Source organism: Herminiimonas contaminans, from assembly GCF_015645465.1.
GTDB lineage: Bacteria > Pseudomonadota > Gammaproteobacteria > Burkholderiales > Burkholderiaceae_D > Oxalicibacterium > Oxalicibacterium contaminans.
Genome location: NZ_JADOEL010000021.1, coordinates 36,042 through 48,270 on the forward strand (window position 1 = coordinate 36,042; position 12,229 = coordinate 48,270).

The 12,229-nt window shown below is 53.5% G+C and carries 12 protein-coding genes; 7 read left to right on the plus strand and 5 right to left on the minus strand.

Features of this window, described 5'->3' with window-relative positions; all coding sequences use genetic code 11:
* The 3 genes from IXC47_RS17960 (at nt 1) to IXC47_RS17970 (ending at nt 2,978) form a co-directional block, all read left to right on the plus strand.
* Nucleotides 1–1,335 (plus strand): ABC transporter substrate-binding protein, encoded by a 1,335-nt coding sequence (locus IXC47_RS17960; protein ID WP_195876578.1) that lies wholly within the window; start codon nt 1–3, stop codon nt 1,333–1,335.
* Entirely contained in the window at nt 1,332–2,705 is a 1,374-nt protein-coding gene (locus IXC47_RS17965) for a di-heme oxidoreductase family protein (RefSeq protein ID WP_195876579.1), read from the plus strand. Before IXC47_RS17960 ends, IXC47_RS17965 begins: the two co-directional genes overlap by 4 nt.
* A gap of 75 nt (nt 2,706–2,780) precedes the next feature.
* Nucleotides 2,781–2,978, plus strand: a complete 198-nt coding sequence (locus tag IXC47_RS17970; RefSeq protein ID WP_041297232.1) for a hypothetical protein — start codon at nt 2,781–2,783, stop codon at nt 2,976–2,978.
* A 66-nt stretch (nt 2,979–3,044) separates the two neighbouring features.
* Here the strand turns inward: IXC47_RS17970 and modA (IXC47_RS17975) are convergent, their stop codons facing one another.
* On the minus strand, nt 3,045–3,878 hold the full coding sequence (modA, locus tag IXC47_RS17975) for a molybdate ABC transporter substrate-binding protein (protein ID WP_195876580.1): 834 nt from the start codon (nt 3,876–3,878) through the stop codon (nt 3,045–3,047).
* A gap of 17 nt (nt 3,879–3,895) precedes the next feature.
* Nucleotides 3,896–6,016: a TonB-dependent receptor gene (locus tag IXC47_RS17980; RefSeq protein ID WP_195876581.1), complete on the minus strand. Its 2,121-nt coding sequence runs from the start codon at nt 6,014–6,016 to the stop codon at nt 3,896–3,898.
* Nucleotides 6,017–6,354: 338 nt separating this feature from the next.
* Here IXC47_RS17980 and IXC47_RS17985 point away from each other — a divergent pair, with 338 nt between their 5' ends.
* On the plus strand, nt 6,355–6,714 hold the full coding sequence (locus IXC47_RS17985) for a winged helix-turn-helix domain-containing protein (protein ID WP_230089640.1): 360 nt from the start codon (nt 6,355–6,357) through the stop codon (nt 6,712–6,714).
* Nucleotides 6,715–7,062: 348 nt separating this feature from the next.
* Nucleotides 7,063–7,341: a hypothetical protein gene (locus tag IXC47_RS17990; RefSeq protein WP_195876583.1), complete on the plus strand. Its 279-nt coding sequence runs from the start codon at nt 7,063–7,065 to the stop codon at nt 7,339–7,341.
* A gap of 79 nt (nt 7,342–7,420) precedes the next feature.
* Here IXC47_RS17990 and IXC47_RS17995 read toward each other — a convergent pair whose 3' ends face one another.
* The 3 genes from IXC47_RS17995 to IXC47_RS18005 all read right to left on the minus strand — a co-directional run bounded on the left by IXC47_RS17995 (nt 7,421) and on the right by IXC47_RS18005 (nt 10,368).
* Nucleotides 7,421–7,930: an HPP family protein gene (locus tag IXC47_RS17995; RefSeq protein ID WP_195876584.1), complete on the minus strand. Its 510-nt coding sequence runs from the start codon at nt 7,928–7,930 to the stop codon at nt 7,421–7,423.
* A 147-nt stretch (nt 7,931–8,077) separates the two neighbouring features.
* Nucleotides 8,078–9,280, minus strand: a complete 1,203-nt coding sequence (locus IXC47_RS18000) for an NAD-dependent formate dehydrogenase (RefSeq protein WP_012081496.1) — start codon at nt 9,278–9,280, stop codon at nt 8,078–8,080.
* Nucleotides 9,281–9,429: 149 nt separating this feature from the next.
* Nucleotides 9,430–10,368: a LysR family transcriptional regulator gene (locus IXC47_RS18005; RefSeq protein ID WP_195876585.1), complete on the minus strand. Its 939-nt coding sequence runs from the start codon at nt 10,366–10,368 to the stop codon at nt 9,430–9,432.
* Nucleotides 10,369–10,638: 270 nt separating this feature from the next.
* Between IXC47_RS18005 and IXC47_RS18010 the strand changes: the two genes are divergently transcribed.
* Together IXC47_RS18010 and modA (IXC47_RS18015) are read left to right on the plus strand one after the other, a co-directional pair.
* Nucleotides 10,639–11,433, plus strand: coding sequence for a TOBE domain-containing protein (locus IXC47_RS18010; protein ID WP_195876586.1), 795 nt, complete (start codon nt 10,639–10,641; stop codon nt 11,431–11,433).
* A 30-nt stretch (nt 11,434–11,463) separates the two neighbouring features.
* On the plus strand, nt 11,464–12,219 hold the full coding sequence (gene modA, locus IXC47_RS18015) for a molybdate ABC transporter substrate-binding protein (protein WP_175624436.1): 756 nt from the start codon (nt 11,464–11,466) through the stop codon (nt 12,217–12,219).
* Nucleotides 12,220–12,229 lie beyond the last annotated feature (10 nt).

Consider the following 12,229-nt stretch of genomic DNA (forward strand, 5'->3'; position numbering starts at 1 on the left):
ATGCTACGTACACCATTTTTTCTCGGTAAGCTGTTCGCTACTGCGCTCTTCAGCTTCGTCTCTGTCATCGCTTTGGCGGCAGACAAGCCTGCGGGCAAGGTCGTGGTCATGACCAGTTATCCGGAAGAAGTGGTGTCGCGTTTCGAAGCTGCTTTTGAAAAAGCGCATCCCGGTACGCGCGTCGAAATACTCTGGCGCCGTTCCGGAGATGCCTTGTCTTACTTACGCAAACCGAATCAAGGCAATGTCGATGTCTACTGGACACCGGCACAACGCAATTTTCAAATCCTCGCCCAAGAGGGTGCATTCCGGCGCCCTGATCTGGATATGACGGGTCTGCCTGCCAAAGTCGGCGGCTTTCCTATCTCCGATCCTGCCGGTTTCTATCTCGCCAGCGAAATTGCGGGCTATGGCCTGGCGATCAATCCACAACGCCTGCAAGACAAAAAATTAGTACAACCCCGACAATGGACAGACCTGACCGCTCCCGAGTGGCAAGACGAAATCGTTTTCCCGGTGCCGGGCAAGGTAGGCTTCGCACCGATACTGATAGACATCATCCTGCAAGGTCATGGCTGGGATAAAGGCTGGGCGCTGCTGCAGGCTATCGGTAGCAACGCGAAACTATTGGGTCAGGGTGGAGCCAATATTTCTGATGACGTACGTAACGGCCAGGCCAGTGTCGGCGTTTCCATCGACTTCTTCATCAAATCAGCGATCGCGAATGGCGCGCCGCTGCAATTTATCTACCCCGGCATTACCGGTTATTCGCCAGCACATGTAGGCATCATGAAAGGCGCACCGAACCCGGAAGCAGCGCGCGCATTTGCTACCTTCGTTTTGTCGGATGAAGGGCAAAAAATCTTGTTCCATCACGACACCCGTAAACTGCCGGTGCGTCCCGCAGTCTATGCGAACAAACCAGCTGGCTACTACGATCCGTTCGAAGCAGCCAAGGCCATGCCGTTTGTGTTTGATACCACGCACGCACTCGCGCGTCAGGGCTTGAACAACACTTTGTACGACGTATTGATCAGCAATGAACATGCGCGCCTGCGTCAGACCAATGACAAAGTCATGCAGGCTGAACGTGCTGCCAACACCGCTGCCTTGAAAGCAAAAGCGGCGCAAGCGCGCAACCTGCTCGATGCGGTGCCAGTAAGCGAAGCGGAAGCCGACAAACTCGCGCCGCAATTTGTGTTTGCCTTCGATGAAACCACAGACACACATCGCAACGACGCCATCACCGCACAATGGACGGCACGCATACGGCAAAACCGTGACCGCGCAGAGCAACTGGCGCAAGAAGTATTGAACACCGCAGGTACAAAGTGAAACTTGGGCGTCTTGTTGGCTACCTCGGTATCTTGCCGCTAGCCTTTCTGTTAAGCGGCGCGGCCAGCGTAGATCCGAAAGCATTGAGCGGCGGCACTGCCACCGTGTTTGATGACAGCCGTGAAGCATACTCGCTACCGAGTCCGGTCATGGACCCGGACAATGTCGCCGCATTCGCACAAGGCCGTAGCCTGTTCCGTCAGTCCTGGGTCATCGCTCCGGCGAATGACAGGGCGGCCGGGCTCGGCCCGCTGTACAACCGTATTTCCTGCATCGCCTGTCATGCCAAGAACGGTCGTGGCGGCGCGCCGGATGGTCCCGACGGCACCATGCAGGCGATGCTCTTGCGCCTCAGCATACCCGGCGCCAATCCGCATGGTGGCCCGAAACCACATCCGGCCTATGGCGACCAACTGAATGAACGCGGTGTGCCTGGCGTACCGGGTGAGGGTATAGGCTTTCTGATCTATGACGAGCATGTGGAAACACTGCCTGACGGCACCAAAGTAACGCTGCGCAAACCCAATGTGCATTTCAAGGAAATGGCTTACGGCGCACTCGGCTCAGACATCATGGTGTCACCACGCGTAGGCCCGGTCGTGTACGGCCTGGGGCTGCTGGAAGCAATCAGCGACGACACCATATTGGCCATGGCCAAACAAACCAAACCGGATGGTATCGCAGGGCGCGTGAATATCGTGTGGGACGCGATGGCGCAGAAAGAGGCAATAGGCCGCTTCGGCATGAAAGCAAATGTCGCGACATTGACCGAACAAATCGCCAATGCGTTCTCCGGCGATCTCGGCATTACTTCGCCATTGATGCCGCATGAGAATTGCACCAAGGTACAAACTGCATGTCAGCGTGCTCCGTCCGGTGGCGAACCCGAACTGACACGTGCAGAGTTATATGCGACGGTGTTTTATCAACGCATGTTGGCAGTCCCGGCACGCCGCGATGTGAATGACAAACAAGTCATACACGGCAACCGCTTGTTTGTGCAGGCACGCTGCATAGCCTGTCATGTCGCGCCTTTGCGTACGCGCCCGGATGCTGCGTTACCTGCATTATCAAATCAGTTGATACGGCCTTACACCGATTTGCTGCTGCACGATATGGGGCAGGGCCTGGCCGATGGCCGCAGTGACTACCTGGCGAATGGCAGGGAATGGCGTACGCCACCACTGTGGGGCATAGGCCTGACGCACAAGGTCAATCCAGATGCTGGTTATCTGCACGACGGCCGCGCCCGTACCTTGCTGGAAGCCATCATGTGGCACGGTGGTGAAGGCAATTATTCGAAGGAAGCAGTCCGTGCGATGTCGACCGAAGATCGTACTGCCTTGTTGCGTTTCCTGGAATCACTGTGAGATAAAAATCCTGCTTCCACTATGCGCGCCGACATGTGACACTGTGCACATCAACGCATAAATGGAAGAATCATCATGGCCAAGAAAGAAGAACTCGATCCGGAAACACTCGCACTGATCAACTGGTGCATAGAAGTAGAGGGATTCCTGGTTGCCGGTGGCGCCACCGTAGCAGAAGCACAAGATCATATCGAAGAACAAATCGAATGGTTCACCGACTTGTTCTATGACGGTTTAACGCCTGAAGAAGCGGCGAAGGAAGCATTGGCCTGAAGTCTGTGTAACTCAGAAAAAAGCGCGCTCTGTTTAATCAGGCGCGCTTTTTTGTTGGCCGGAGGTTTAGTTTCCGGCGGTAGTCACAGGCGTAAAGCCATATTGCGCAATTAATTTCTGCGCTTGTGGACTCATGAGGAAAAGTGCAAAGCGATACGCTGCCTCATGTGATTTCTTGTCACGGGTGACGACAGTCAAACCATAGTCTGACGTGACGGCCAGGCCCGCTGGCAATGGCACACTAGTGAACTTGGGGTCTGGCGTTGTTTGACGCGAACTGCAATAGCCGAGTGAAATATGCACCTTCTTGCGAGCAAAGAAGTATTCCATCGCATTCACACCGGCTGGCACCGGTGGATTGTTTTTGCCGCCGACCAGTTGCTGTGCCTTGGCTTCCAGGATGGCCTGCGCACCGGGTCGGAGTTTCTCAGCGCGAGCAAATACCTGCCATGCATAGTCGCCACCCGGATCTGCTTTCGGCGTCGAAGTGCCGAGACCGACCTTGGGATCAAGCAAACGATCCAGTACGTTGTCCGTCGTCAGACCTGACTCCGGCAAGGCCTTCGCACATAGCTGGTTACGTAGCATTACCACCGGTTGCGTGGCCCAGCCTCGATCTGCCAGTGCTTGCGGATGTTCCATATTGGCCGACGCAAAGATGTCGGTTTGCTCACCGTTCTCTATGCGTTCACGCAACAGACCGGCAGGGCCGAATTGCGCATCTATCTTTTGTCCGGTCTGCTGCGTGTAGAGTTGCGCTACCGCCGTCATCGCACCGGTCAGGCTACCTGCCGCCAGTACTTTAACCGGTGGCTGTGTCTGAGCCGCAGTGTCTGCCCAGGCAGCGCTGCTTAGCAATGCCACCGACCACGCGAAATAGGAAGAGTTTATTTTCATCATGTTCCGCTTTCAGGAAATCAGAAATCCATTTGCATCGATGCGCGTATGGTGCGTGGCGCACCCAGCGTGCCTGTACCTGCACCAGTACCTGTATAGCCGTTCTGTCCGCTCGGTGTGATGTTGGCCCAGTAGAGCTCGTCGGTGACATTGTTGATGGCAAGGCGCCAGGTGGTCGGACGTCCCATCAGCAGGGTCGAGTAACGTGCGCCCAGATCAGCAACGGTGTAACCATCTACCTTGTAGGAGTTGGTGCTGTCGCCCTGACGGCTGCCCGCGTGGCTGACGTTCAGGTTAACAGCGAGACCCGGCACAGCGGCGATGCGATAGTCGAGCAGGATGTTGCTGACGATGCGCGACAAGCCCATGATTTGTTTACCCGCGGTCGTTGCGCTGGCGGTGTTTAGCAAACGTGGATCAAGGTAGGTAAGACCACCATACATGGTGAGGTTGCGTGTCAATGCACCATTTGCCGTCAGCTCCAGGCCACGGTTGCGCTGATCGCCCTGTACCGCAAACACGCCATTCTGCACGTAAGCAAACGGACGTTCGATCTGGAACAAGGCTGCACCGACATTAACTTTTTCAAATGCGTGTTTGTAACCCAGTTCCCATTGCTTGCTGCGGTAAGGAGCTGTTGTGCTTGTGCCCGAGGTCTCGCCTTGCTGCAGGCTGTCGGCATAAGATGCGTAGACCGTCGTATTCTTTTGCGGCTTGTATGACACAGTCGCATTGCTGCTGAGGCCGCTATCGTTGTAGTACTTGCCCGGTGCTATTGAACCATTCGGATTGTTGCCGCTTTGGTCTATCCAGCTTTTACTGAGGTACAAACCTGCTGACCATTGCTCGTTGAATCCTACCGTGTCGCCAACCGTAATCGCCTGTTGGCGCGTGGTTTGTGCCTTGTAGCGATTCTTGAAGTTGGGAATGTTGCCCGGCTGATTGAAGACGGTCGGATTGTTTAAATTTGAGGTACCCAAGCCAATTGCGCCAGTTGTGTATGGCGAGTATCTGTCCCATTCAAAGCCCGTAGTCGACACTACGATATCGTGTGTCATGCCTGCCGCATTCACACGACCATTCAATGCCAGGTTATAGCTAAGGATTTCATCCAGGCTAAAAGTCGTCGTCGCTACTTTGACGCTGTATGCCCCCGCATTGTTGGTCAGGGTATTGGTCGGTACTGTCGACGCACGGTCGCTGCTTTGTTTCAGGATGCCCGCTGTGACGTTCCAGTTTTGATTCAGCCTGTGCTTAAGACGTGCACTATAGGTTTCAGTCACATTGTCATCACCTGCAAATGGCTGGCCGTAGCCTACTCGTTTCGGATCAGGCGCGGCCGGGTACGCCACACCCGTACCCAGCTCAAATGTTCCTGGCAAGCCTTTGCTGGTGTAGTGATAACGGCTGATATTTGTTTCCAGCTTGGTGTCGCTGGTGAGCTGCACGTCAAACGCCAGGCTCGCCAGTTTGCGATCCAGCTTGCTGCGATCGACATAGCTTTCACCGCCTTCATCCAACAAGTTGACGCGGAAGCCGAAACGCTTATCTTCACCAAAGCGATCACTAATGTCCGCGCTCACCGAGCCCGAACCCCGGCTGGCATAACCAAGCGAGAAGCGACGCAAAGGTGTTTCGGTAGGGCGCTTCAATACATAGTTGAAAGTGCCGGCCGGGCTTGCTGGGCCATACAAGGCACCGGCCAAACCATTCAATACTTCTATACGGTCAAACTGTTCGATCGGGTAGTCGGTAGTGGCCGCGATGTTCATGCCATCTATGCGCGTGTTCTGTACTACGCCTGCCTGCAAGCCGCGCGTCTGCGGCCGTATGTTTTCGCCTTGCACGGAAGGCATGTAGCGGAAAGCTTCGCGCACGCTTTTCAGTTGCTGGTTTTCCAGCAGTTCGGCTGGTACGACATTGATTGCGTACGGTGTGTCCAGCACACTTTTCTCGCCGAGCGGGCCCATGCTCGCCGTTTCCGGTTTGTACGCAGGGGCACCGGTGCCGATGACATCGACAGTATCAAGTACGGCGGCTTTATCCGCAGCGTAAGCAGGCAGGCTCGCAATAGCGAGCGCCAATACCGTCATACCCGAGGCATGACGGGAAAGTGTAGGTTTGTTTTTCAGGGTTTTCATAGTAATCAAAAGAGGGCGGCGTAGCACGGTGTTGCCGCACGAGGAGACCTGGTACTGCGGATCTGATACTGCTCAATGTCGGGGAGACATCGGCATCCGGCGCCAGATTCTAATCGATATAACTTTTAACTACATAATGAAAATACGTATGTCGTTGTATTTTTGTTGATATGACGCTGCACGGACTCGCTGGGAAACTGACAAAATCATGCGCATGATTGGTATATTTCAAGCAAATCTGGGCGAAAATACGCCCATTCAGTAAAAGTCCAAGCCAAGCCATGCCTAAAAGCCAGACTAAAAAATCCCAGGTCCCGCAGCCACGCGTACGTGTGTTGATGGGGGAATTGACCGCGATGGGCCCAGGTCGCGCCGACCTGATCGATGCGATAGAACGTACCGGTTCCATTTCGGCTGCAGGCCGCGAGATGAATATGTCCTACCGCCGTGCATGGACATTGGTGGAAACCACCAATGCATCCTTCATCGAACCACTGGTGGTGACCAGTACCGGTGGCAGCGGTGGTGGTGGTGCACTGGTCACAGACTTCGGCCGCGGTGTGGTTGAGCGCTATCGCGCGATGGAACGCAAGGCATCGAAAGCCATCAGCAGCGACTTCGCCGTATTCAGCAAACTCTTATCCACCACTCCGCCGCCGGCAAGCAAAGCCAAGACCAGCAAGACGCCGCAAAAGTAAGCCCGGCACCCATCTGTAGCGATAGGATCAACCTATCGCTACAGATATTTTCCTTAACAAAAAATTGATACAACCCTCCTGTATTTCGGCTAATCTTTGCTTACGAAACGCAAGGAAACACTGATAAATACTTGCGTTAGGTAGTACAACGCTATATTCTTACGGATATAGCGAAATCGGTTTAACCCGCGCACTGCGAAATACATACCCTTCCGGCACAATTTTCCACGCTGATAACCGAACGCGTTATTAATCCCTGTCACCGACTTTGCATCGCACGATGCTGATGCAATAGAACCGTCGGTGACTTTGTGTATATCCAGTTGAATCATTAACAGGACAAACATCGTGGCTTTACTTGAGTACAAAGGGTACGTTATTTCGGTAACGGCAACCGAACAGACATGGGGCTTCTCATTCGGTGAATGGGGCGGGACATATCGCGTCTGGCATAAGGAAAACCTGACACCGATAGAAGGTGTAATCGAAGGATGCGAAACCTCTGCGTTTGAAGCAGAGCAGCGCACCTTGCGCATCGTCAAGGTTGCGATCGATGAAGCAACCTCGAAAACCAGCGAACAGTTAATGCAGTCGCTCAGCCAATTGGGCGAACGCTTCGCGATGTAAGCACACCCTGTATTGCATCCATCCTTTCAACTGATCTGATGCCTGCACCTGTGACATCAGATCAGCGACACACTCCCGCTTACCAATACTTCGGATACTTATTCTTGCGTACGACGTTGTTGTAGAACATCGCAACCAACACCAGTATGCAAGCACCTATCAGTGTCGGGAAGATCAAAAAATTCCATCCTGGCATACCGAGGAAAACAATCACCGGATTAGAACCTGCCGGCGGATGTACGACACGGAACGCCATCATCACGATGATGGCAGTCGCCACCGCCAAACCCAGCGCCCACCAGTGCGGACCAAACACATACAAATAAAACAGACCTGACAAACTGCTCAGGAAATGTCCGGCGATGACATTGCGCGGTTGTGCCAATGGCGTGTCGGGTAAAGCAAAAACAATGACGCACGATGCACCGAACGATCCGAGTATCAGGATCGCCTGCGTATAGTCTGCCGCCAGTGCAATGACACTGATGGCGATGAAGCCGCCGAGGCCGGACAACATGACGTTGCCGAATGTGGGTTGTGGTGGCAGCGACATACTGCTGCTAAAAAATTTCTTGATGGGATTGGACATGAAAGATCCTGGCGAGTAGATGTCTGCAGACAAAGCAGCAGAAGCATCTCGAATAAAAAAATGCCGACGTCATTACTGCACGTCGGCACTCAGTAAAAATAGTCAGCCACCAGATCCGGTCATCCGGTGGCTTACCGTTTCGTCGAATTACGCTACTTTAAATTTCGCAGCTTCTTCCGAACCTTTGGTTGCGTTACCGTCACTGTAGGAGTGAGCGCCGACGCCTGCCAGTTTGCCGCCTTGAACGATGAGGTATTCGTCACGGATAGGGCGACCTTCAAAGTAGCATTCCAGGATTTCGCGGGTACCTGCTGCGTAACGGGTTTGTGCCGTCAGGCTGGTGCCGGAAATGTGTGGTGTCATGCCGTGGTGCGGCATGGTGCGCCATGGATGGTCTTTTGGTGCTGGTTGTGGGAACCAGACGTCGCCAGCGTAACCAGCCAGTTGACCGCTCTTCAATGCTGCAACAATCGCGTCGCGATCGCACAGTTTGCCGCGTGCGGTGTTGATGATGTACGAACCACGCTTGAAGTTTTTCAAGGTTTTTTCGTTGATCATGTGTTCTGTTTCTGGGTGCAGCGGGCAGTTCAGCGTCACAACGTCACAGACTTTGGTCAGGCTGTCGAGTGTGCTGTGGTAGGTCAGGTTCAGTTCTTTTTCAACTGCTTCTGGCAGACGGTGGCGATCCATGTAGTGCAGTTTGACGTCGAATGGTTTCAACAGGCGCAGTACGCGCAGACCGATACGACCAGCAGCAACCGTACCCACGCTCATTGCTTCCAGATCGTAGGAACGTTCTACGCAGTCAGCAATGTTCCAGCCGCCGTTGATCACCTGGTTGTACGAAGGGATGTAGTTACGTACTTGCGACAGGATCATCATGACGACGTGTTCTGCAACGCTATGGCTGTTGCAATAGGTCACTTCGGCAACGGTGATGTTGTGCTTGTTCGCTGCTTCCAGGTCGGTGTGATCGGAACCGATACCAGCTGTCACGATCATTTTCAGTTTCTTGGCTTTAGCGATGCGTTCTGCTGTCATATATGCAGGCCAGAATGGTTGCGAGATGATGATCTCTGCATCGTGCAATTCTTTGTCGAGGACGCTGTCTGCGCCGTCTTTGCTGGAAGTAACAACCAGGGTGTGGCCGTTCGATTCCAGGTATTTACGCAGGCCCAGTTCACCGGATACGCTACCGAGCAGTGTGCCTGGTTTGAAATCGATACCTTTAGGTGTCGGCAGTGTTTGGCCGTCTGGGTAGATCGATGGTTGCGCTACGTCATCACGTGCGTAGGTTTTAGGATAACCGTTGACTGGATCATCATACAAAACACATAAAACTTTTGCCATGTTACTTCTCCATAAGATTGGTTGCATAAAATTGCTGGCTACACCGAATCGAAAATTGCTGGCGGTAGCTGAATTCTCTTTTTCTTCTGCACACGGACATCAAGATGTATGTCCAGCGCAGCCATCTTATGGAGTAAGTTTTTTACGGTCTAATCGTTTGATGTGATGGGCTGATAGCCTCCGCTTATGTATGCATCAAATTGCGCTTGCAGATTAATCTGTTCGGCTATGCTGCGCGCTGCCACCACGATAGGCGAACAGGGTTCGTGGTCGAGTGAGATCAAGCCAATCGAACGACTCAATTCAGGCACGATAGGGATCGCCATCATGCCGTCACGCAATTCAAACAGGTAGAGCAAGCTATGCGGCACCACGCTAAATAAATCCGCGTGACGAACATGGGAATACAAGGCAAACACCGAATCCGTTTCCACCACCACATTCGGATGCACCTCGGCGCGACGAAATGCCGCATCGACGATGCGACGATTTTGCATATGTGAAGTGAGCAGACATAGCGGCAGCTCTGATGCTTCTTCCCAGCTCACATCTTCTTTCCCGTCCGGCATGCTGCCGCTACGTGCCAGCAACATATAGCGTTCACGATATAGAGGCTGCACATGGAAACCATTGAGTCGCTGGTCTTCCAGATAAGTCAGGCCGACATCCAGTTCAAAGTCGTCCAGCCTGCGCATGATTTCTTCGGTACTTAAAGAAAGCACCAGTTGCCGCAAGTCCGCATGCTGGGCACGGCAACGACCGGTCAGCAAGGAAACAATAGGCATCGTGGTCGGGATTGCTCCCAGGCGTAACGTGCCACTCAGCTTGACGCGCGACATCGATGCCTCCTGCTTCAGGCCTTCCAGTGCCGCCAGCGTCTGCCGCGCCCAGTCCAGGATGCGCTCACCTTCCGGCGTAAAGCCCTGGAAACGCTGGCCGCGCTGCACGATGGCTATGCCCAGTTCGGTTTCCAGATTCCGCACTGCCGCTGACAGCGCCGGTTGCGAGACACAACAAATTTCAGCTGCGCGGGCGAAGTGTTTTTCCCGGGCAAGGGTGACGAGGTAATCGAGCTGACGTACAAACATCGGGATAACCTGTAGAAAAGAGGTGGCAGGACATACGGGGGAGGGAATGCAGGACCTGCTTCATCTTATCCGCTTATGCGCGATTTTCCGGAATGCCCCTGCTGCCAAAGTGCCCAATAGACCAACGGAGTTCACGATACACAAATAGAATGGCAATACTTCACCCTGTTCTCGTTATGTCGTTAAAAGTTATATCGTGTATAGTATCAACTTTTAGAGCGACTTTTGCTGAACAGCCCTTCATCATTTTTTAAAAAGATATCGACTGTTATGAGCAAGACAACTTCGCCCATCAAACTGGAAGGTCTGTCCAAATCGCGCGGCAAGCGCTGGGATCATTTGGAGCTGCTGGAGCGTATCGATGCTTCGGGCTCCATTTCCGCTGCCGCAAGCGCCATGGGCATGAGTTACAAAGCCGCCTGGCAAGCCGTCGAATCGGTGAACAACCTGTCGCACGAACCGCTGGTCATACGCCAGCCGGGTGGCAGCACCGGTGGCGGCACTTGCCTGACCGAGTATGGCAGGCGTGTGGTTGCCACCTATCGCCGCCTCGAGCAGGAGTGGGCAGCAGTACCGGCGGCTATAGGCCGCACCATGGACGATTTTGATCAGTACTACACAATGAGCAGGAGATTCGATATGCAAACCAGCGCACGCAACCAGTTCCTCGGCACCGTCAGTGCCGTCAAGAAGGGCGCGGTCAATGCGGAAGTCATACTCGATATCGGCAATGGTGCCCAACTGGCAGCCATTATCACCAATGACAGCGCAGATCACCTGGCGCTGGAAGTCGGCTCTGAAGCTTATGCGCTGGTGAAAGCGCAATGGATCATCCTCACTGTAGAAACTAATTTCAAAACCAGTGCACGCAATTCCCTGACCGGCACCGTGGTCCGTTGCCAGGAAGGTGCAGTCAATGCAGAAGTCGTGATCGAACTGCCGGGCGGTAAAACCGTGGCATCGATCATCACCAATGAAAGCGTGAAGACACTCGGTTTAAAAGAAGGTGTACGTGCCACAGCCATGATCAAGGCATCGCACATCATTCTGGCGGTGCCCGCCTAAAAGGTTTTTTAACTCGTTTTACTCATCACCATGAAAAAACTTTCGTATTCGCTCCTGTCCGGTTTGCTCGCACTCGGTATCTCCGCTTCTGCTTCGGCTGAAGAAGTGCAAGTCGCTGTTGCTGCCAACTTCACCGCACCGATGAAAGTCATCGCTGCTGATTTTGAAAAAGCAACCGGCCATAAAGTAACGCCTTCGTTCGGCGCTACCGGCAAGTTCTACGCGCAAATCACCAATGGCGCACCTTACGATGTGTTCCTCGCGGCTGATGATGAAACACCTATCAAACTGGAAAAAGAAAACGGCATCGTTGCAGGTTCGCGTTTCACCTACGCGACCGGCAAACTGGTACTGTGGTCGGCCAAGCCAGACTTCGTTGATGCCAAGGGTGAAGTCCTGAAAAAAGGCAACTTCGCTCACATCGCCCTGGCCACACCAAAACTGGCTCCTTATGGCCTGGCTGCAGAAGAAGCAATGAAAAAACTGGGCGTGTATGACAGCCTGCAATCCAAATTTGTCCAAGGCGAAAGCATCGGCCAAACCTTCACTTTCATCTCGACCGGCAATGCAGAACTCGGCTTCGTCGCACTGTCGCAAGTATTTGAAGGCGGCAAAGTAAAAAGCGGTTCCGCATGGATCGTTCCGGCCAACCTGCACAACCCCATCCGTCAGGACGCAGTTATCCTGAACAAAGGCAAAGACAATAAGGCTGCTGCTGAATTCGTCAAATACCTGAAATCGGAACCAGTCAAAGCCATCATCCGTAGCTACGGTTACGACCTGTAAGAGAGGTTCT

Coding starts and splice junctions, on each gene's coding strand:
- IXC47_RS17970 (WP_041297232.1), top strand. CDS start 2,781: ATGGCCAAGAAAGAAGAACTCGATCCGGAAACACTCGCACTGATCAAC.
- IXC47_RS18000 (WP_012081496.1), bottom strand. CDS start 9,280: ATGGCAAAAGTTTTATGTGTTTTGTATGATGATCCAGTCAACGGTTAT.
- IXC47_RS18010 (WP_195876586.1), top strand. CDS start 10,639: ATGAGCAAGACAACTTCGCCCATCAAACTGGAAGGTCTGTCCAAATCG.
- IXC47_RS18005 (WP_195876585.1), bottom strand. CDS start 10,368: ATGTTTGTACGTCAGCTCGATTACCTCGTCACCCTTGCCCGGGAAAAA.
- IXC47_RS17985 (WP_230089640.1), top strand. CDS start 6,355: ATGGGGGAATTGACCGCGATGGGCCCAGGTCGCGCCGACCTGATCGAT.
- modA (WP_195876580.1), bottom strand. CDS start 3,878: ATGATGAAAATAAACTCTTCCTATTTCGCGTGGTCGGTGGCATTGCTA.
- modA (WP_175624436.1), top strand. CDS start 11,464: ATGAAAAAACTTTCGTATTCGCTCCTGTCCGGTTTGCTCGCACTCGGT.
- IXC47_RS17980 (WP_195876581.1), bottom strand. CDS start 6,016: ATGAAAACCCTGAAAAACAAACCTACACTTTCCCGTCATGCCTCGGGT.
- IXC47_RS17995 (WP_195876584.1), bottom strand. CDS start 7,930: ATGTCCAATCCCATCAAGAAATTTTTTAGCAGCAGTATGTCGCTGCCA.
- IXC47_RS17960 (WP_195876578.1), top strand. CDS start 1: ATGCTACGTACACCATTTTTTCTCGGTAAGCTGTTCGCTACTGCGCTC.